Origin of the sequence: Jeotgalibaca sp. A127, from assembly GCF_052266745.1 — a bacterium.
In the GTDB taxonomy this organism is placed as follows: Bacteria; Bacillota; Bacilli; order Lactobacillales; family Aerococcaceae; genus Jeotgalibaca.
Genome location: NZ_JBQPRC010000003.1, coordinates 176,226 through 196,361, shown reverse-complemented (window position 1 = coordinate 196,361; position 20,136 = coordinate 176,226). Strand labels below are relative to the sequence as shown.

The 20,136-nt window shown below is 41.2% G+C and carries 16 protein-coding genes, 1 riboswitch and 1 other annotated feature; of the genes, 10 read left to right on the top strand and 6 right to left on the bottom strand.

Annotated features, from left to right (window positions below; translation table 11 throughout):
- The first annotated feature begins 31 nt into the window (after nt 1–31).
- The 4 genes from ACTVAI_RS04930 to nrdF all read left to right on the top strand — a co-directional run bounded on the left by ACTVAI_RS04930 (nt 32) and on the right by nrdF (nt 5,462).
- Complete coding sequence (locus tag ACTVAI_RS04930) at nt 32–1,333, top strand: DUF2254 domain-containing protein (protein WP_443473879.1); 1,302 nt, start codon at nt 32–34, stop codon at nt 1,331–1,333.
- Nucleotides 1,334–1,423: 90 nt separating this feature from the next.
- Nucleotides 1,424–1,617, top strand: a riboswitch (cobalamin riboswitch).
- Nucleotides 1,618–1,739: 122 nt separating this feature from the next.
- Nucleotides 1,740–1,973 carry a glutaredoxin domain-containing protein gene (locus tag ACTVAI_RS04925; RefSeq protein WP_443473880.1) on the top strand — a complete coding sequence of 78 codons (234 nt, stop codon included), beginning with the start codon at nt 1,740–1,742 and terminating at the stop codon, nt 1,971–1,973.
- Nucleotide 1,974: 1 nt separating this feature from the next.
- Complete coding sequence (gene nrdE / locus ACTVAI_RS04920) at nt 1,975–4,500, top strand: class 1b ribonucleoside-diphosphate reductase subunit alpha (RefSeq protein WP_443486042.1); 2,526 nt, start codon at nt 1,975–1,977, stop codon at nt 4,498–4,500.
- A gap of 11 nt (nt 4,501–4,511) precedes the next feature.
- Nucleotides 4,512–5,462 carry a class 1b ribonucleoside-diphosphate reductase subunit beta gene (gene nrdF, locus ACTVAI_RS04915; protein WP_443473882.1) on the top strand — a complete coding sequence of 317 codons (951 nt, stop codon included), beginning with the start codon at nt 4,512–4,514 and terminating at the stop codon, nt 5,460–5,462.
- A gap of 49 nt (nt 5,463–5,511) precedes the next feature.
- On the opposite strand, the gene ACTVAI_RS04910 is transcribed toward nrdF, so the two are convergent.
- Complete coding sequence (locus ACTVAI_RS04910) at nt 5,512–6,489, bottom strand: tocopherol cyclase family protein (protein ID WP_443473883.1); 978 nt, start codon at nt 6,487–6,489, stop codon at nt 5,512–5,514.
- Between the two features lie 148 nt (nt 6,490–6,637).
- Here ACTVAI_RS04910 and ACTVAI_RS04905 point away from each other — a divergent pair, with 148 nt between their 5' ends.
- Nucleotides 6,638–6,814: a tautomerase family protein gene (locus tag ACTVAI_RS04905; RefSeq protein ID WP_443473884.1), complete on the top strand. Its 177-nt coding sequence runs from the start codon at nt 6,638–6,640 to the stop codon at nt 6,812–6,814.
- Between the two features lie 154 nt (nt 6,815–6,968).
- Nucleotides 6,969–9,038, top strand: coding sequence for a heavy metal translocating P-type ATPase (locus tag ACTVAI_RS04900; protein ID WP_443473885.1), 2,070 nt, complete (start codon nt 6,969–6,971; stop codon nt 9,036–9,038).
- 243 nt (nt 9,039–9,281) lie between these two features.
- Here ACTVAI_RS04900 and ACTVAI_RS04895 read toward each other — a convergent pair whose 3' ends face one another.
- From ACTVAI_RS04895 to ACTVAI_RS04885, 3 genes are all read right to left on the bottom strand, one after another.
- Nucleotides 9,282–10,409: a cation diffusion facilitator family transporter gene (locus tag ACTVAI_RS04895; protein WP_443486041.1), complete on the bottom strand. Its 1,128-nt coding sequence runs from the start codon at nt 10,407–10,409 to the stop codon at nt 9,282–9,284.
- A 368-nt stretch (nt 10,410–10,777) separates the two neighbouring features.
- Nucleotides 10,778–11,521, bottom strand: a complete 744-nt coding sequence (locus ACTVAI_RS04890; RefSeq protein WP_443473887.1) for an SDR family NAD(P)-dependent oxidoreductase — start codon at nt 11,519–11,521, stop codon at nt 10,778–10,780.
- Nucleotides 11,522–11,732: 211 nt separating this feature from the next.
- Nucleotides 11,733–12,566 (bottom strand): MetQ/NlpA family ABC transporter substrate-binding protein, encoded by an 834-nt coding sequence (locus ACTVAI_RS04885; protein WP_443473888.1) that lies wholly within the window; start codon nt 12,564–12,566, stop codon nt 11,733–11,735.
- 100 nt (nt 12,567–12,666) lie between these two features.
- Nucleotides 12,667–12,899: a binding site (T-box leader), on the bottom strand.
- 108 nt (nt 12,900–13,007) lie between these two features.
- On the opposite strand from ACTVAI_RS04885, the gene ACTVAI_RS04880 reads away from it, so the two are divergent.
- From ACTVAI_RS04880 to ACTVAI_RS04865, 4 genes are all read left to right on the top strand, one after another.
- Nucleotides 13,008–13,640 (top strand): copper homeostasis protein CutC, encoded by a 633-nt coding sequence (locus tag ACTVAI_RS04880; RefSeq protein WP_443473889.1) that lies wholly within the window; start codon nt 13,008–13,010, stop codon nt 13,638–13,640.
- Between the two features lie 179 nt (nt 13,641–13,819).
- Nucleotides 13,820–15,715 carry a beta-N-acetylhexosaminidase gene (locus ACTVAI_RS04875; protein ID WP_443486040.1) on the top strand — a complete coding sequence of 632 codons (1,896 nt, stop codon included), beginning with the start codon at nt 13,820–13,822 and terminating at the stop codon, nt 15,713–15,715.
- A gap of 167 nt (nt 15,716–15,882) precedes the next feature.
- A complete protein-coding gene (locus ACTVAI_RS04870) occupies nt 15,883–17,076 on the top strand; it encodes a MalY/PatB family protein (protein WP_443473891.1) in 1,194 nt (397 codons plus the stop codon).
- Nucleotides 17,077–17,141: 65 nt separating this feature from the next.
- Nucleotides 17,142–17,597: a DUF305 domain-containing protein gene (locus ACTVAI_RS04865; protein WP_443473892.1), complete on the top strand. Its 456-nt coding sequence runs from the start codon at nt 17,142–17,144 to the stop codon at nt 17,595–17,597.
- A 241-nt stretch (nt 17,598–17,838) separates the two neighbouring features.
- On the opposite strand, the gene ACTVAI_RS04860 is transcribed toward ACTVAI_RS04865, so the two are convergent.
- Nucleotides 17,839–19,347: a PTS transporter subunit EIIC gene (locus tag ACTVAI_RS04860; protein ID WP_443473893.1), complete on the bottom strand. Its 1,509-nt coding sequence runs from the start codon at nt 19,345–19,347 to the stop codon at nt 17,839–17,841.
- Nucleotides 19,348–19,359: 12 nt separating this feature from the next.
- Nucleotides 19,360–20,049, bottom strand: a complete 690-nt coding sequence (locus ACTVAI_RS04855) for an N-acetylmannosamine-6-phosphate 2-epimerase (protein ID WP_443486039.1) — start codon at nt 20,047–20,049, stop codon at nt 19,360–19,362.
- Nucleotides 20,050–20,136 lie beyond the last annotated feature (87 nt).

Genomic DNA, 20,136 nt, shown 5'->3' with positions numbered 1-20,136 from the left:
AGAAAACAGGTTTAAAAAGGGGGAAACACATATGCTGGATGCTTTAAAATTAGTATATGAAGAAAAGCGTATTTGGGTAACCTTAGGCGGTAATGTCCTGATAGCGTTCATGCTGGCACTAGTCATCATAGCGCTGGATACACGGTTGATCCCGACAGTTGAACTAATATCTCCTGTTTTCTTGACGAGTGTCAACTTGGCAAAGGATATTCTTTCGCTCTTGGCAGGGTCACTCTTTTCAGTTGCCACATTCACTTTTGGGACAATGTTGGCAGTGATATCGTTTTATTCATCCAATTTCAGTCCGAGAACAGTGGAGAATTTTTTGCTGCATAAGGCACCTATGCAAGCGCTAGGGGTGTTCCTGGGTGGGTTTATTTACTGTTTGTCTTCCTTATTCTTTATGCGTAATTCAGAACATGAGTATTTGGTGTTATCAGCCACGGTAGCCTTGATTTATGCGCTTTTCAGCGTTCTATTTTTTGTGCGTTTTGTCTATTCAGTCGCTATGTTCGTTCGCATGGAACAGCTAGTGGATCGCTTGTATCACGAAGCAGATGAATCGTTTGACAAGGCAGTGGCATTTTTTTCTGAAAAACCAACAGTTCAACATCTACCGGAATTCGACCGTCTTCATGTTTACACGATTCAAGCTACTCAAGATGGTTATGTGGAATACATCAACTTCGATCGGATGGTCACGCTAGCCCAGGAATGGGAAGGTAGCTTGGTTTTATACGTTAGAATAGGTGATTTCGTAGCACGCAATAAACCTTTAGGGATTTTATATACGAATAAGAAAATAGACGCGATTGAGAAAATCGCAGAGCCTTTCAATCGCGCTCTTGTATTTGAAATAGCCCCATCTACGATGTATGATCCTATATTTGCCCGGACTAAGCTGGTGGAAGTTGCACTGCGAGCAGTATCTCCGGGTATAAACGATCCTAACAGCGCCATTCATATACTGCAGTATAAAGCATTATTGGACGGGAAGATGGCTGCATTGCCAGGAAGGTTCGTACTTTTGGGTGAGCACGAAGATAATGAAGACTATACCGGTGTTGTCTTTTATGACTTCAATAATTTTGCCAAGGATCTTTATGAAAGTTATTGGCAATTGATTCATTACATGAAGCAGGATATCTCGGGAGCCAGCGCTTTATTTGATTCGTTATTAACGGTGGCGTATGCGGCTCACCCAGAAAAATTATCGTTTATTAAATCCTATAGCACCCACGTTTACCAATTAACGACCCCGAATTTCCCGGAAGAAATGGATCAGCGTAGACTAACCGAACGCTATGAAGAGATAATGGCAATGAAGGAATAATGCGCACTTTTGTCTAGCCTAGTTGTGGGCTCTATGGTATTATTCAATATGTAGTATGTTAGAACTACAAAACAAATAAATAGCACAAAATATAGTACCGCAATTTTTGGTGGCATCAGCTGATGCCATAATAGGGAATCCAGTTAAAAACTGGAGCTGCCCCCGCAACTGTTAATGTGGACGAAATAGCAAACCACTGTATCTTCTTTTGAATAAGAAATATGGGAAGGGCTAAAGTAGGATGAAACATGAGCCAGGAGACCTGCCAATGATTGTTGTTTCTATTTTTCGGGGATGAAAAAGATGAAACGGTGGGCTCTCTCAATAGGGGTTTCTATCGTTTTTTACCGTTCATTCTAAATGGGCGGTTTTTTTGTACCCAAAAAACAAAAAAGGAGAGAGCGACATGTCAAAAAAAATAACCATATACAGTAAGGTCGGGTGTGGCCAATGTATGTTCACCAAGAAATATTTAGATAAACGCAACGTATCCTATTTCGAAAAAAATATATCTGAAAATCCTGTATGGGTGGAAGAGGTAAAAGCGCTTGGCTTCCAAAGCCTCCCTGTTATTCAAATAGAAGGTGAGCCGCCTTTTAATGGTTTCCAACCGCAACTACTGGATGCCTTGGTAAATTAAGATGGCAAAAATAGCTTATTTCACCGTTACGGGTCAAACTCGGCGATTCGTCGAAAAAATTCCAAATTTCAATGGGCTTGAGATAACCGTAACGAATCCGTTTGTTGAAATGGATGAACCGTTTATTTTAATTGTTCCCACATACGTTTCTGAAGTCACTGAACCAGTAAAAGATTTTTTGGAAACGGGACAAAATAAACGCTTGTGTATAGGTACTTTCGGTGGTGGAAACCGGAATTTCGGATCCTTGTTTTGCTTCACTGTCCATGAGATTGAAGCGGAATACGGCATTCCCGTGTTACATGAATTTGAATTTCAGGGTAACGATTTAGACATTCAGAAATTGGAAAGAGAGTTGGATGAGTTGGGTAAACAAACGAAACGTGTTAGTTATTTTAATTTAAATAATGAAGTAAATATCCCGGTTGATGGGATGATTCCATTACAGAAAGACAAAGAGGCCGCACGCGTTTATTTCCTGGAAGAAATAAATATGAATACGGTATTTTTTCACACTTTAGAAGAAAAGCTCGCCTATTTGGTTCGTGAAGACTATATAGACGAGACAATCCTGAACAAGTATGAAATGTCCTACATAAAAGAGCTTTTTCAAAAACTGTATGCCCATAAATTCCGTTTCAAGAGCTTCATGGGAGCCTATAAGTTCTATACCCAATATGCCCTGAAAACGAATGATGGTACTAAATACTTGGAACGATATGAAGACCGTATTGCATTTAATGCTTTATTCTTGGCCAACGGTGATGAGAGGTTGGCTTGGGGTTTAGCAGAAGAAATGATCACGCAACGTTACCAACCCGCAACACCGACGTTCTTGAATGCGGGGAAAAAACGTCGTGGAGAACTAGTATCATGTTTTTTGGTTGATTTGGATGATTCGATGCTTTCGATTGGTCGCGGCATAAACTCAGCATTGCAGCTATCCAGAAAAGGTGGCGGTGTGGGCGTCAATTTATCAAATTTACGTGAAGCAGGGGCACCGATCAAAAAAATAGAAAATGCCTCCTCTGGTGTTGTCCCAGTGATGAAATTATTGGAAGACAGCTTCAGCTATAGTAATCAGCTCGGGCAAAGGAATGGGGCTGGGGCCGTTTATTTGAATGTTTTCCACCCCGATATCTATGCCTTCTTATCTACCAAAAAAGAAAACGCAGACGAAAAAATTCGGGTAAAAACATTGTCACTAGGCTTAGTGGTTCCTGATAAATATTATGAATTATTAAAAACAAATCGTCCCATGTATTTATTCAGTCCTTATGATGTGGAGAGAGAATATGGTGTGCCGTTTTCTTATATCAACATAACTGAAAAATACGATGAAATGATTGCTAATGATGAAATCCGTAAGTACAAAATTAATGCACGGGATTTGGAACAAGAAATTTCCCGTCTCCAACAGGAATCGGGCTATCCATATATTATCAATATTGATACTGTCAACAAGGCAAATCCCGTTGATGGAAAAATAATAATGAGTAACTTGTGCAGTGAAATTTTCCAACCGCAAGAACCCTCAATCTTAAATGATGACTTATCCTATCAAATCACAGGGACGGATATCAGCTGTAATCTGGGTTCGACAAATATCCCGAATATCCTTGAATCACCGGATTTTGGCAAATCTATCGAAGTAGCCGTACGTGCGTTAACAACTGTTACTGAGCAAACGGATATCAATGAAGTACCCACAATTAAAAAAGGAAATGCGCTATATCACACTATCGGCTTAGGCGCGATGGGATTGCATACTGCATTTGCACTCAACCAAATGACATATGGTTCACCGGAGTCCCTTGAGTTTACAGATGCCTATTTCCGAGCATTGAATTATTATTCATTGGTAGCAAGTAACAAAATAGCCATGGAAAAAAAGAGGGCTTTTCATAATTTTGAAAAATCAAAATATGCAGATGGTAGCTATTTTGAGCCTTATTTGAAAGGAGAATTCCAGTTTCTATCAGATAAGGTGGCGGCTATCTTCAAAAATGTCGCAATTCCAACTGTTTCGGATTGGGAAAAGCTGAAAGAAAATGTCCAGAAATATGGCCTTTACCATCGTAATCGCCTGGCAATCGCACCGAATGGATCTATCTCATATATCAATGAAACAAGTGCTTCTTTACATCCTATTACGCAACGAATCGAGCATCGTCAAGAAAAAACAGTGGGTGCCATTTTCTATCCAGCTCCTTATTTATCCAATGAAAAGATGCCTTATTACACATCAGCTTTTGACATGGATCAACGTAAAATAATTGATGTATATGCCGCTGCACAGCCACATATTGATCAAGGTATGAGTTTAACATTATTCATGCGCTCGCAAATTCCGGAAGGCTTATACGAATGGAAAGTTGGTAAAACGACTGCCATGACCACCCGAGACTTAAATCGCCTTCGCAATTATGCGTTTAGCAAGGGAATTAAATCGTTATACTACGTTCGAACATATACGGATGATGGAGATATTATTGGTGCAAATTCTTGTGAAAGCTGCATGGTATAGGGGGAATAGGCATGAATTATTTAGCAATTGACTGGAATAAACTAGAAGACGAACTGGATAAACATACATGGGAAAAACTGACTTCCCAGTTTTGGCTGGATACCCGCATTCCGGTCTCAAATGATTTGGATGATTGGAGAAGTTTGACGGAAGAAGAGCGCGAAGTTGTCAATAAAGCCTTTGGCGGTCTAACGTTACTGGATACCTTGCAATCGGAAGAAGGAGCTAATGTCATGCGGGAAGATGTCCGAACCCAGCATGAGGAAGCTGTCTTGAATAATATCTTGTTTATGGAGTCCGTCCATGCGAAAAGTTACAGTACAATTTTTATCTCTTTGAATAATAACCGCAAAATCGAAGAAATTTTCGAATGGACCAATTCAAATCAGACTCTGCAATACAAAGCGAAGCGTATTAATGAGATTTACCAAACAGGTTCAGCCTTGCAGAAAAAAATTGCGAGTGTGTTTTTGGAATCATTCTTGTTTTACAGTGGTTTTTATACACCGTTGTGGTACCTGGGAAATAACCTACTTCCAAACGTAGCGGAAATAATCAAGCTGATTATCCGCGATGAATCTGTTCATGGCACTTATCTTGGTTACAAATTCCAACTGGGATACAACCAGTTAAATGAAAGTGAACAAGCTGAAATTCGTGATTGGATGTATGAACTGCTTTACGATTTAATGGAAAATGAATTGGCTTATACGCAGGAAGTTTATGATCAAATCGGTTGGACGAACGAGGTGAAGACATTCGTTAAGTATAATGCGAACAAAGCGTTACAAAACCTGGGATTTGAACCATTTTTCACGGATGCAAATGCAGAAGATGTCAATCCGATTGTCATGAATGGCCTCTCGACTGATACGGCGAACCATGATTTTTTCTCGCAAGTCGGATCTGGTTATTTGATGGGGAATGTTGAAGCCATGGAAGATGATGATTATGATTTTTAGGTAAGAATAAAAACGCCATAGCGGAGGTTAAGTCCCGCTATGGCGTTTTTCACTTGGTCTCCAACTCATGAGCATCCACCATCTCAATTCCCGCCATGGTTCCCGTTCCCTGATAATGAAAACCATCCGTTTTGTCCCAAAGCTCCATCTCAATGGTTCCTGAGACACCTTCTTTAATGCTTTTATCCATTCCCGTTAAAACAGGGGCTAACAAAACGCCTTGATGTTCAGTTTTTCCGTAAATCTTTACTTTCGCTTGATTGTTTTCCATTGTTACCAACACCTCTTTAGATGAAGGTAAAGATAGTTTGATTTTACTATTATTGTAGGTGGCAAAACGGTATTCTTTACCATTTACCTGGATATTTGAAATGAAACCCAACAAGTCCCGGAAATAGAAAGGAACATGTGCCATAGAAAAGAAAAGACTGGTTTCATCTTCATCAAAATGATTGCTTTGTAGCCAAACGTAATTTTTAGGGAATTTCGTTCCCCAGTCTTTTTCGATGTAACCTTTACCACCCGTAAAATCCACCGATTTACCATTAATAAGGAGGGAACCTTCCAAGACGTGATTCATACTTGTGATACCGTGGTAGCATTCCATCTTTGGAACATAAGCATAAGGCCCCATAATACTAGGCTGCGAAATGGATGAATGAATCGGGCTGAAAGGTCCGATTTTCAAATTTCCTTCTATATGGTCTGACTCCGTTTCAAGATGCACTGAAAGTAAACTCTCGGAGAAAAAATTATCTTCAATTTTAACGGCGAAAGGATCGTCATTCCAAATAAAAGAAGCCGTAGGGAAGCGAACGTAACCTGTAGCAGTACTCTCTACACCTTCCTGGACTAAAATGTATTGCACGAAACAATGGGGGTCTTTTTCATTCAAACTAATACCAGGGATGAAACTAATGGCCGTTTTGCCATCTGTACTAACTTGTTTATAATACCAACCCTCAAAGTAATTCTTTTTTCTACGCTTTCCTTGAAAGAGATTTGGATTTGTCCACGCTTTTCCCACAATAATCACTCTCCTACCAACGTTATTTACTTAACTATGCCTGAGCACTATAATGATGTCAAACGGTTGCTATTTGTATGGATTGGAAATTTGGTTCTATGATATAATCACGTCAAGAGTATCTTAAATTTGAATGGAGGCAAACGATATGCCATTTGTACGGATCCAACTAAAAGAAGGACGCACGCCTGAGCAAAAAGCAGAACTTGCAAAAGCAATCATTGAAAAAATGGATGAATTAAATTTTGCAGTACCTGAATCAGTGCGTGTCATTTATGAGGATATGGCCCCAGAAGATTTTTATAGTGGAGAAAAGAAAGATTAACAACAAGAAAAGATACCAGCCGGAGTGAATCGCTCACGGTTGGTATTTCTTTTTTATATAATGGAGGTGTGGAGAATTCATATCCATCAGGAAGAACCTTGTGTTAAAATAAATCCAATGATTGTTTACAACTGTAAACGGAAGGAGAAAAGACATGGATAATCATAACCACCACCAACATCACGATCACGACGAGCAAAACCACAACCATGAACACCATCATGAAGACCACGGTCACGATCATACCGAAAGTCACGACCACCATTCCATGAATCATGATGACCATAGTCATCACCATCATGGGAACTTTAAGGAGATATTCTTTAGGTCTTTACCTTTGGGAGTTATCATTTTGATTCTTTCACCGATGATGGGGGTTAGATTGCCATTTCAATTTACCTTCCCTTATTCGGATATCTTGGTAACAATCCTCTCGACAATATTGTTTATTTATGGGGGAAAACCATTTTATCAGGGAGCCAAACATGAATTTCGGCAGAAATCTCCAGGAATGATGGCTTTGATTACTCTAGGTATAACAGTCTCATATTTGTATAGTGTGTATGCGGTCGTTGCAAGTTACATGACAGGAGAACATATCATGGATTTCTTCTTCGAATTTGCCTCCCTAATTCTCATCATGCTTTTGGGGCATTGGATTGAAATGAAGGCAGTCGGAGAGGCCGGGGATGCTCAAAAAGCATTAGCTGAACTCTTACCCAAAGACGCGCATATTGTAAAGGGTGACGATACGATTGAAACACGGCCAGTAGCGGAAATAAAAATAGGTGATTTGGTTCGTGTGCAAGCCGGTGAAAATATTCCTGCTGATGGCAAAATAATTCGTGGAGAGTCACGGGTTAATGAAGCATTACTGACGGGTGAATCGAAACCGATAACGAAGCATGTTGGTGATGAAGTTATTGGTGGTTCGACGAATGGAGAAGGAATTTTGTTCCTCGAAGTTACTGAAACAGGGGACCAATCTTTCATTTCTCAAGTTCAAACATTAATCTCTCAAGCGCAGAATCAACCTTCACGTGCGGAAAATATGGCTAACAAAGTTGCAGGTTGGTTATTTTATATTGCGGTCGTTGTGGCAGCTATTGCTTTCTTAATTTGGCTTTTTGTTGCTGATGTTGAAGCCGCGGTTTTATTTACGGTTACGACCTTGGTTATTGCGTGTCCGCATGCTTTAGGGTTAGCGATTCCTCTTGTTGTGGCTCGCAGTACGAGTTTGGGCGCAAGTCGCGGTTTGTTGGTTAAGGACCGTGAAGCTCTGGAACTGGCGAACAAAGCGGACGTGATGGTATTGGATAAGACGGGGACGTTAACGACTGGAGAATTCAAGGTAATGGATGTCCAACTTTTAGAAAATGGTCATAACAAAAATCAAGTGATTGCTTTGATGGCAGGAATCGAAGGTGGCTCTAGTCATCCGATTGCCCAATCGATTGTAAGGTATGCTGATGAAAATGGGGTTGAAGCTGTCAAATTTGATCATATTGAAGTCGTTTCCGGTGCTGGAGTAGAAGGCCATGTGAACGGTCATCATTACCAGTTGTTCAGTCAAAAATCCTATGGAAAAAATATCACAATTGAGTTTACAAAAGGAGCTACCATAAGTGTGTTGATTGAGGATGGTGAAGCTATTGGATTGGTTGCTTTAGGCGATGCATTGAAGGAATCAAGCAAGGACTTAATCATGACTTTGAAATCGCAGGGTATCCAACCCATTATGGCAACAGGTGATAATGAACAAGCAGCGCAAGGTACCGCAGAGGCATTGGGAATCGATTATCTGGCAAATCAATCGCCTCAAGACAAGTACAATTTGGTGGAAAAATTAAAAAAAGAGGGCAAGACAGTCATCATGGTTGGGGATGGTGTCAATGATGCACCATCGTTAGCTCTGGCAGATGTCGGCATTGCTGTTGGTGCTGGCACACAGGTTGCCCTGGATTCAGCAGATGTCGTTTTGACCCAATCTGACCCAGGAGATATTGCGTCATTTATCGAACTAGCTAAAAAGACAACGCGTAAAATGAACGAGAACTTGCTATGGGGAGCAGGATACAACTTTATCGCCATTCCCTTGGCGGCGGGGCTATTGGCACCCATTGGATTCACGCTTTCCCCAGCAGTAGGGGCGATTTTGATGTCGTTGTCTACCGTAATTGTGGCGGTTAATGCCATGTTCTTGCGTTTGGATGACAAAAGATGAAAAAGACTTGGGAAATAATTAGCCCAGGCAGTAAGAAATGTACACACTCAGCTTTGCGAGTGAGCTTTTTTCCAGGATTTAGCTCACTCAGATTAAAATTTCCCAGTGAGTGAGCCTTTTTCAAAAAAATAGCTCACTCACGGGAAAAAATCTCGCTGAGTGAGCTATTAGTTGTTATAAAGCCGACTCGCGCAAAGTGAGTCGGCTTTTTTAGTGGGACTGGAATTTTCATTTCCTTACTGTTTATCTGAGTAAACTATCTGGGTCTGCCATCAGTTCAATCGTTGAATGAGTAATATTTTGCGGTGCAACAATTTGGCGAATTTCTTCTTTCAGTTCTTCTTGTTCTTCGTGGTTCAATATTTCCGTGCTTAAAGTAACCGCCATTGCATGTTCTTCTCCATCGATGGACCAGATGTGCAGGTGGGAAATACTGTAGACACCCGCTAGATTTAGAATTTCATTTTCGATTTTTTTCAATTCCACTCCAGTAGGGACAGCTTCCAGGAAGATTTCCACTGTTTTTTTGAACATCGGCCATGCATTATAAAAAATAAAACCAGCGATTGCGAGGGATAAAATTGGATCCAGGATATACCAATCTGTGAATCTTACGATAAGACTGACAATCAATACCGCTACCCAGCCTAATACATCTTCCAGGAGATGTAAATTCAACATGGATTCATTTGCGGAAGAGCCTCGACTCATTAACCACGCTGAGTAACCATTTGCGGCAATCGCGAAAATAGCCAGCCAGAACATGCCATTGTAGTTGATGGGTTGGGGATTAAGCAGACGCGGGAGCGTATTAATAATTAAAATCGCTGCTCCGAATAAAAGGATACCACCCGTAATCAGGGCGCCCAACAAGGAAAAACGTTGATGGCCAAAACTGTATTTTGTATTTGCTTCCCGGGTGGAAATTTTTTGGAAAAGCCAAGCCAAACCGACAGAAACAGCATCTCCCAAATCATGGACAGCGTCTGATAAAATCGCTGCACTATTAAAGAGGGCGCCAAAAATAAATTCCAACAACGAGAAAATGATATTGATGATGAAAACAAGTTTCATATTTCGAGCAGCGACCTCGCCGGATGAAAAGTCGATTTCGTGTGCATGGTTATGATCATGATCGTGATGATGATGGTTTTCATGACGTTCATGTTCATGCTCTGCGGGTTCAAGTACGATTTTTTCAAATGCTAGTACGCGTTTCATTTTGGACATATCGATTTTCTCGGGGATGCTTATATTCCGATGTTTATAATCAATAACTATGCCACTGAATTCAGGTTTTTTATTCAGCCGTGTTTCTAAATCTTCTGCACACTCCTGGCAATGGAAGCCACGTACATGGTATTCGTTCATGAGATCAGGCACCTTCCTTCCTTCATACATATGATTTTATATTCATACGTATTCTAGCATAAACTGGTATTACTGTAAACTAAATGAACGCAAGCCACATATTAATATATGAAGGCATAAAAAGTAAGAGCGCGAGTTCCGGAGGAAAACAACCCTTCAAAACCCGCACTGCCTTATCTATTATTTTAATTCCACCGGGACGAACCAGTAGTTGTCAAAATTTACATCATTTGTAGGCATCCACGAAAGTGTTATTAGAGTCTGTTTAGCGTTAGAGGACATGAATTATCGGTAACACAAAAAGCAATCAGGGGAAAATTACCATCCCTGATTGCTTTCTCGTTTATGAGTTTTTTAAAACGCCACTATTATAGGTCAGAAATCATCCCGCCATCGACCACGAATTGCGAACCGGTTGAATAGCTGGAATCATCGGAAGCCAGATAAATAACCAAGTTTGATACTTCTTCAACTTCGGCTCTTCTACGTAAAGGAATATCTTTTTCCAATTGTTTTAGATATTCATCCACATCTGATTGGGCAGCCATCGGTGTCTTGATAATGCCAGGATGAACCGAGTTGACGCGAATGTTGAATTGGCCCAGTTCGGCTGCTGCTCCTTTAGTCATGCCGGTTACAGCATGTTTGGAAGCACTGTACGCAATCGCAGTAGGGGCACTCACCAAACCGTCAACAGAGGAGATATTGACGATGGATCCAACGCCGGCTTTCTTCATGGAAGGTACTGTTTTTTGCATGCCTAGGAAAACACCCAGTTCGTCAACTTTAAACGTCAATTCAAAGTCCTTGACAGTCAATTCTTCCAACGTTTTGAAAATTCCGATTCCGGCATTGTTGACCAGAACATTGATATTTCCGAAAGCTTCCTCCGTTTTTGCAACCACTTCAATCCAGTTTTCTTCACTGGAAACATCCAATTTTAAAGCAATAGCATTTTCGCCCAGTTCATTGGCTAATTGTTGCGCACCCTCGATGTTCAAATCGGTAATTGCAACTTTTGCGCCTTCCTCAACGAATTTTCGAGCATGCATCGCTCCCATACCTTGTGCTGCTCCAGTGATGATTGCTACTTTACCTTCTAATTTACCCATTTCAAATTCCTCCTATTTATAATATCTCTAATTCGAAATGTTTATATTGTACTTAGTTTAGCACCTGGCTTACTTTTTGTCAACGGGGTGAACTCATCAAATCACTCCTCACATTTATGAAGTAATTTTAACTATTTCGCTGAGTTCTCCGCCTCATCCGGGTAGTACTGGGGGATATTATAAAAAAACTCTGAATTTCGTAGTGGCTTACCTATTGTTTCAATTCCTCCGGGATGAACCAATAGTTGTCAAAATTTACATCTGCCATATAATCTTTAAAATCCTCTGATTTGTATGCATCCACGACGGCCTGTGTCCAAGCGGTATCTTCTTGTCCTTCATTAACTACAGCGTGGAGAATTAAATCTGGTAGAATATCCTCATTTAATAAGCTATCATTTGAACTCATCCCTGCAGCATACAACATACTACCCGGTATGACTCCATAGGCAACATCGGCTAATGAACGTGGAATTTGGGCAGAGCCCATCTCAATGATTTCTAGTTTATGAGGATTATCAATAATATCAGTTGGTGTTGATTGCATCGGTTCAACCTCTTCATCCAACTTAATCCAACCCGCTTTTTCCAAAAGCAAGAGGGCACGTGCAGCGTTGGAAGCATCATCCGGGATGGCTATTTTGTCACCATTGGCAACCTCGTCAACGGAATCTTTATTCTCTGAATACATGCCTGTCGGCACAGTCGGAATTGGCGTAATAGGGGTCAAGTGGGCATCAGATTCGGCATTGAAATTGTTCATATATGCTAAATGTTGATCAACATTGATATCAACCGCTCCTTCATGTAAAGCCATATCTGCAGATCGTAAATCTGTAAAATCGGTGACTTCAATTGTATAGCCTTCTTCTTCAAGTATAGGAGCGATCCCTTCTAAAAATAATTCACTGTAGGGGCCAGGTGAGGTTCCAACTTTGATGGTTGTTTTTTCCTCAGCATTTCCAGCTGCATCGCTATTACCACATGCCGTCAAAGAAATCCCTGCAGCCAGTAAGACCATCAAACTTAAAATCCGTTTTTTCATTTTTAAAGTAACCTCCTAATAATTTTATTTACCAACCTAAACAACCTTAGTTATCACCTCCTAAATAAAAAGCCCTTAAATCTGGGCACACTGCCACAGATTTAAGGGCGAAATATCTTTTCACGGTTCCACCTTAATTTTTTCTTATCCAGTACACCGGAAAAACGGTCTATACTGTGTCTGTATAACGGGGACGGCCGACGCAACCTAACCTCATCGGCTCAATTGCGCAACTCCAAGATGCACTTCCAAACAATGGCTAATATCCCTTCTCAACAATGGGGACTTTCTGTGATTTCCGATTATTTGTACTTTTCTTTTCATTGTCTTTATAGGTTGTTTTTTCAAGTTAATTAAAATCTAACAAAAATAAAATTAAAAGTCAATGAGAGAATGGACCTGGATTATGTAAAAGGGTATAGTTAAAGCGAGGTGATGATTATGTTAAAAGAAGCTTGTGTAGAAAATTTTACCAATGTTCCTGCAGTTATCGAACGTGGTGCCAAACGCATAGAATTGTGTGATAACTTGGCTGTGGGTGGGACGACACCGAGTGTTGGTGTTATTAAAATCACGACAGAATACTGCTACGAAAAAAATGTATCCGTTATCGTAATGCTTAGGCCCCGGGGTGGTGACTTTGTTTATTCCCTCATGGAAAAAACGATGATGATGCGTGACTTGGAAGAAATCTGTACTTTGCGTTGTCATGGAATTGCTGTAGGTGCACTAACTGCGGAAAATGAATTGGACAAACCATTTTTGGAAGAAATTGCAGAAACGGCAAGAAAAAATGATGTGGAACTGGTTTTCCATATGGCCTTTGATGTAATTCCGGAAGAAAAACAAAGAGAGGCGCTGCTTTGGCTACAAGAGATTGGTTTTACACGAATCTTGACTCACGGTGGCCCGACTGAGAACACGATTTTCAAGAATGCCGCACACATCGCTGAACTCACGGAAATCAGTCCGGAAATGACTATTATGCCGGGCGGTGGCATTACGAAAGACAACCTGACGGATCTTGAAAAAGTACTTGAATTTAACGAGGTGCATGGGACGCGAATTGTCTAACTCAAGTTTAGGAGAACCCATAATGGGTTCTTTTTATTGCGCATATAACGGACGATTTTTCTACAAATGAAATAAGTTAATATGTTCTACAATATTCTTAAAGATAGGAGTACGCACGATTGTAAATGCTTGCAAAGTGTTTTATGCTAGAAACAATAAATAGACTTAGGAGGAACTACATGTTAAAAATTAGGATATTAGGCGATAAGAGCGAAATTGAAAGCGGTTTAAATTTGGTGTCTTCTATTTTGGATATTGAGGTTAGCAGTGAAGGAATTCCAGTTATGATAGAAAAAAATATAGCCTGTCAAAATCAAACATATGGTTATGACGGTGAGAAAGGTACTATCACTTACACCAGTACAAATAGTTTTTTCCGCTTGCTGAATTTATGGATAATGGAATATAAAAAATCCAAACCCTTTGAAAAAGAAGAAAAAGTTCAATTCGAAAAAACAGGTGTCATGATTGATGCTTCACGGAATGCAGTCATGAATGTATCCACGATGAAGGAATTCTTGTTGCACATGGCGAAAATGGGTCTAAATTTGGCCATGCTTTACACGGAAGATACATATGAAGTGAAAGAATACCCTTATTTCGGTTACCTACGTGGTCGTTATACGCAGAAAGAATTGAAGGAATTGGATGACTATGCGTTCGCTTTGGGGATTGAAATGGTGCCGTGTATCCAGACTCTTGGGCATTTGTACTTGGCCTTGAAATATGAATATGCCAACGCGATTCGGGATACGTCCGATGTCGTATTGGTGGGGGAACCAAAAACATACGAATTCTTAGAAAATTTGATTCGCACCGCTTCGGCCCCTTTCCGTTCCAACCGCATTCATATCGGGATGGACGAGGCGTTTGGATTGGGTTCAGGCGCGTATAAAGCACGTCATGGTATTCGCGACAATTTCTCGATCATGAACGATCATTTGAAGGAGGTCGTGGCTATTACGGAAAAACATGGCTTGGAACCGATGATGTGGAGCGACATGTATTATCGTTTCGGGTCTAAAACAGGGGATTACTATGACTTGAATAGCGAAATACCGAATGAAGTGATTGACGAAATCCCACAAGTGGACATGGTTTTATGGGATTATTACCATGAAGATCAAAATACGTATGACATCTTGCTAGAAAAACATATCGCCATGAAACAAAAAGTCATCTTTGCTGGTGGGATTTGGACCTGGAACGGGATTGCTCCGAATTACGGCAAGACGTTTGAAACAACTAAATCCGGCTTGGCGAGTTGTAAACGCAATGGCATAAAGGAAGTCTTTGCCACGATGTGGGGGGACGACGGTGGCGAAACACCTATTCTTTCTGCTTTGCCGGGAATGCAATTATACGCGGAAATGTCTTATCATGATCATTACGACGAAGCACGCCTGGAGGAAGAATTTTTACATAACACGGGCTATACAATGACAGAATTTTACACATTGAACGCTCTGGACGAAACGCCGGGGGTTATGAAAAATAACTTGAACACTTCCGCAACTTCGAAGGTACTTTTATGGAACGATCCTTTACTGGGTTTGTTCGACAAGGACACGGAAGGATTGGGATTGAGCGCCCACTATAAAACAGTGGCTGAAAAATTGGCACCGTTAGCTACGGATGTTTCCCGCGAGTTTACGGATATCTTTGCTTTCTATCACCGACTGGCGATAGTGATGAGTACAAAAGCCGATTTTGGTGTGTTGGTGAAACAGGCCTACGATGCCGATGATAAAATGGCTTTGGAAAAAGAATTGGATAAAGCCAAAGAATTGAAAAAAAGCATAAACGATTTGCGTTTAACACATCAAAGAATCTGGATGCGCTACAATAAACCATTTGGCTGGGAAGTGTTGGATATCCGTTATGGCGGTATTTTCATGCGCTTTGCGACAACAATTGACCGCTTGTCTGCCTATTTGGATGGGACCCTCGAAGAGATTCCGGAATTAATGGAAGAAAAACTGCCATTCTCGAGCCCTTATGATTTAGGGGAAGGAACATTGGGACGTGGGTTATACAAAGATATGGTGACTGCGGGAAAACTTTCCGGCGTTTAAAAAGAGAAAAATGTTATGTCTGGTTCAAAGACATAACCGTAAACGAGATTGGGAATTATTCCCAATCTCGTTTATTCGCTTCACTTTAATCTATGAGTAAATTCATAAAGTCTGTTTTTAGTCATTGGCATTGATATACTATAATAGAAAATAAGGAGGCGAAGGTGATGAAATATGATTTTACGAAACGCGTTGACAGGAAAAGTACAGGTTCGGCCAAATGGGAAGAAATGTATAAGTGGAATCCGAACGTAGAAACGGGCGTTTTACCGATGTCTGTTGCGGACATGGAATTTCAAACTGCTCCAGAAATTACGGAGGGCTTAAAGAGGTACCTGGATGAAGCGGTTTTGGGGTATACAATTCCATATCCATCTTTCCTGGATGCGGTTATACAATGGCAAAAGGATCGCCACGATTGGGAAATCCAACCTGAATGGCTTGTGAATACGCCCGGTGTCGTGACGGCGTTTTATGGGGCAATCCGGACTTTTAGTGAAGAAGATGACGGCGTCATAATCTTTAGACCGGTCTATCACCCGTTTGGCCAAGCAATTGCGGATAACCACCGGACAGAGGTCAATGTCCCGCTCATTCACAAAAATGGTACCTATGAGATCGATTTTGAAGCTTTTGAGGAAGCTGCCGCAGACCCCAAAAATAAAATTCTGCTTTTTTGCAGTCCGCACAATCCAGTGGGGCGCGTATGGCGCCGTGAAGAACTCGAAAAGATAGCGGAAATTGCCATCGAACACAATCTTTATGTCATCAGTGATGAAATCTGGTACGATTTTGTAATGCCTGGTTACACACACACCGTTTTGGCAACCGTTGATGACAGATTGAAAGAGCGGTTGATCACTTGTACCGCACCATCAAAAACATTCAACCTAGCGGGGATGATGCTCTCCAATATCATTATCGCGGACCCCGCGTTACGGGAACAATTTCGCCAGGCGATGGCTGAAGTGCGCATTGACATGGTGGGGATTCTGGGTTACAAAGCTTGCGAGTTGGCTTATACAAAATCTCGGGAGTGGCTGGATGAATTGATTCAGGTTATTCACCACAATGCCCAGCTTGTTGAGCAATTTTTTGCTGAACATTATCCTAAAGTTACCGTGACCAAATTGGAAGGTACCTACGTCCAGTGGCTGGATTTTCGTGGATTGGGGATGACAACTGAAGAGTTGGAAACATTCCTGCACCAGGAGGCCCAGTTCTTCACGGATGAAGGTTATATTTTTGGAGCAGAAGGCAATGGTTTCGAACGCATCAACTTGGCTTTGCCGACAACGGCTCTGGCAGAAAATCTGGAACGATTATTAGTAGCATTGAAGAACCTTGATTCTTTGAAATAAGGACTAAATTTTTGACCTTCGTATCCTTTCTTCTTAAAATGAAGTTAACAGAAGGAGGAATTTTCATGAAAAAATATGTTCGTTTTGGAATAATGATCCTGACATCCACCATCATCATGTACTTCCTCATGTATTTGAATGTTTATGAATGGGCTCATGTTTTGATCAGCGAAACCCGTCTTTTTATGGCCTTGATTATGGGGTCTGTCATGGCAATTGTGATGCTGGGATTCATGTGGAAAATGTATGACAATAAGAAAATGAATATGGCGATCCTCACTGTCAGTGTCCTGGTTTTCGGTGTCTCCTTGTGGTTGGTACGCAGTCAAAAAACAGTCGATCAGATTGATTGGATGCAGGCAATGATACCTCACCATTCCACTGCCATATTGACCAGTGAAAGAGCAACGATTGAAGACAAAAGAGTCAAGCAATTGGCAGAAGAAATCATCAAGGCACAAGAAGAAGAAATCGCGGAAATGGAACGTTTAATTGAAGAGCTGGAGAATGAGAAGCAATAGTAAAAAACAGATATGAGTGGATTTTTGTAAGGTTGGTAATCATCAGTAACCCTAATGAAAATCAGTTTTAACGCTTCGACATTGAAAGACGGTCCATAAGATCCAGACATTGAGCACCGCTTATAATCGTTGTAATTAGAACCTTCCAAGACATATTATCGGATTTGTGGCAATAATATCCACAAAAGCCCACAAAATAAAAATGACCAAAAGAACGATTACCGTTCCTTTGGTCATTTTTTTAGTCTTCATTTCCCATAATCTGATTGATTTCTTGTGATAATAAATCCGCTTTACCGCCGAATACGGCTTGGATACCGCCTTGTACCTCGAAGACAGCGGTTGCCCCGAGATTTTTGATAGCAGCTTGGTCCACAATCGAACCATCCTTAACGGAAATCCGCAACCTTGTTGCGCAAGCCGTAACTGATTCGATGTTAGCTTCGTCTCCCAAAGCATCAATGATGATATGTGCTTCGTCATTCAAGGTTGAGGCCTTTCCGGTAGTAGCAACTGGGACGCTTGGATCAACGTCAGTTTCTTCCATACCTGGTACCATCACTTTGAATTTCGTAATTAAGAAACGGAACACGAAGTAGTAAATCAATGCCCAAACAATGCCGACCGGGATAACCCAAAGCCAATTCGTTTTGTTGTTACCTTGCAGTGGACCGAACAGGAAGAAGTCGATGAAACCACCTGAGAACGTATTTCCGATCCGGATGCTGAGTAGGTCGGCCACGAAGAAGGAAACACCGTCAAGAAAAGCATGAACGACATATAACCAAGGTGCCACAAACAAGAACATGTATTCAATTGGTTCTGTAATACCCGTCAAGAATGATGTAAGGGCACTACTGAAGTACAAACCACCATTTTCTTTACGATTCTGTTTTGGAATCGAGTGATACATTGCCATAGTGGCAGCTGGCAAACCAAACATCATGGTTGCGAAACGTCCTGCAAAGAAGCGTGTTCCGTAAGTAAATAGTCCGGTGTGGTTGGGATCAGCTAACTGCGCAAAGAAAATATTTTGTGCCCCGGCAATAGATTGACCCGCTACTACTTCAGTCCCACCTAAAGATGTATACCAAAACAATGGATAAATCGTATGGTGTAGTCCAACAGCTCCGGTCAAACGCAACAAGAACCCGTACAAGAATGTCCCGATACTTCCCATTTGTGCGATGGCTTCACCAGCGGATGTCAATGCTCCCTGGATAGGGGGCCAGATTAAATAAAAAATAGTTGCAAGGATAATGGCTGCGAATGAACCAACGATTGGAATGAAACGTGAACCACCGAAGAAGCCCAAAAATTGCGGTAATTGAATTTTCCGATAACGGTTATGTAAAATGGCAACTGTACTACCGACTGCTATTGAACCAACGACCCCAGTGTCAATCGTTGCACCTTCAGCTGAGAATAATTGTAAAAAGCCACTGATGGTTGCAGCAAATACGACATAACCAACACCACCAGCTAGACCGGCAGTCCCTTTATCCCCATTGGCAAGGCCAACAGCGATACCAATAGTAAAGATGAGCGGTAAGTTCGCAAAGACAGCATTCCCAGCAAAACTCATGATACTTAAAATGGTTTGTAGCCAAGCAATATCAAGGAATGGATAGGCAGCCAAGGTGCTTGGGTTGGTCAAGGCACCGCCGAGACCAAGCAAGAGTCCGGCAGCCGGTAATATGGCGATGGGGAGCATCATAGCTCTCCCGATTTGTGAGAATTTTTTGAACATATTTTTCACTCCTTATTTCAAGCTGTCAACAAAACGTTTGGCTATTTCTTTTGGCCTGGTGATAGCTCCACCCACAACGATTCCGACAACTCCAATTTCCTGTATTTGTTTGGCTTGTTCGGGTGTATGGATTTTACCTTCAGCAATTACATCAGCTCCGGCTGCGACTAATTTTTTCATCAACGCAGTGTCTGGACCGTCTTGTTTGACACTTTCTTCGGTGTAGCCACTAAGAGTCGTTCCTATAAAGTCGATTCCTTCATTAAAGGCATTCATTCCTTCTTCAAAGGTAGAAATATCGGCCATGAATAATTGGTTCGGATATTTTTCTTTTATTTCTTTAATAAATGCATTGATTGTTTTACCGTCAAAACGTTCTCTTAGCGTGCAATCCAAGGCAATCACTTCGACGCCTGTTTCAACAAGCTCATCCACTTCTTTCATGGTTGCTGTGATGAATGGGGCTTGAGGCGGGTAGTCCCGTTTAATGATTCCGATGATAGGGAGATTTACTTTTTCCTTGATTTGTTTGATGTCTCTCACTGATTCTGCGCGAATTCCCACAGCTCCCGCTTGTTCCGCCGCTAGCGCCAAGTAAGGCATGATTCCTCCTTCTTCGGTATATAAAGGTTCTCCTGGTTGTGCTTGACAAGATACGATGATGCCACCGCGAATGTGATCAATGAAGGCTTGTTTATCCATGGATTATTCCTCCGTTAATTAATTTATTCCGGAGTATATCTCCGTGAATGCAATATAGCACACGCTTCCAAGTAAGTAAATAGTTAA

What these genes read in the sequence shown, in the direction of transcription:
- ACTVAI_RS04930 (WP_443473879.1), top strand. Translation starts at nt 32, where the DNA reads ATGCTGGATGCTTTAAAATTAGTATATGAAGAAAAGCGTATTTGGGTA.
- ACTVAI_RS04925 (WP_443473880.1), top strand. Translation starts at nt 1,740, where the DNA reads ATGTCAAAAAAAATAACCATATACAGTAAGGTCGGGTGTGGCCAATGT.
- nrdE (WP_443486042.1), top strand. Translation starts at nt 1,975, where the DNA reads ATGGCAAAAATAGCTTATTTCACCGTTACGGGTCAAACTCGGCGATTC.
- nrdF (WP_443473882.1), top strand. Translation starts at nt 4,512, where the DNA reads ATGAATTATTTAGCAATTGACTGGAATAAACTAGAAGACGAACTGGAT.
- ACTVAI_RS04905 (WP_443473884.1), top strand. Translation starts at nt 6,638, where the DNA reads ATGCCATTTGTACGGATCCAACTAAAAGAAGGACGCACGCCTGAGCAA.
- ACTVAI_RS04900 (WP_443473885.1), top strand. Translation starts at nt 6,969, where the DNA reads ATGGATAATCATAACCACCACCAACATCACGATCACGACGAGCAAAAC.
- ACTVAI_RS04895 (WP_443486041.1), bottom strand. Translation starts at nt 10,409, where the DNA reads ATGAACGAATACCATGTACGTGGCTTCCATTGCCAGGAGTGTGCAGAA.
- ACTVAI_RS04890 (WP_443473887.1), bottom strand. Translation starts at nt 11,521, where the DNA reads ATGGGTAAATTAGAAGGTAAAGTAGCAATCATCACTGGAGCAGCACAA.
- ACTVAI_RS04885 (WP_443473888.1), bottom strand. Translation starts at nt 12,566, where the DNA reads ATGAAAAAACGGATTTTAAGTTTGATGGTCTTACTGGCTGCAGGGATT.
- ACTVAI_RS04880 (WP_443473889.1), top strand. Translation starts at nt 13,008, where the DNA reads ATGTTAAAAGAAGCTTGTGTAGAAAATTTTACCAATGTTCCTGCAGTT.
- ACTVAI_RS04875 (WP_443486040.1), top strand. Translation starts at nt 13,820, where the DNA reads ATGTTAAAAATTAGGATATTAGGCGATAAGAGCGAAATTGAAAGCGGT.
- ACTVAI_RS04870 (WP_443473891.1), top strand. Translation starts at nt 15,883, where the DNA reads ATGAAATATGATTTTACGAAACGCGTTGACAGGAAAAGTACAGGTTCG.
- ACTVAI_RS04865 (WP_443473892.1), top strand. Translation starts at nt 17,142, where the DNA reads ATGAAAAAATATGTTCGTTTTGGAATAATGATCCTGACATCCACCATC.
- ACTVAI_RS04860 (WP_443473893.1), bottom strand. Translation starts at nt 19,347, where the DNA reads ATGTTCAAAAAATTCTCACAAATCGGGAGAGCTATGATGCTCCCCATC.
- ACTVAI_RS04855 (WP_443486039.1), bottom strand. Translation starts at nt 20,049, where the DNA reads ATGGATAAACAAGCCTTCATTGATCACATTCGCGGTGGCATCATCGTA.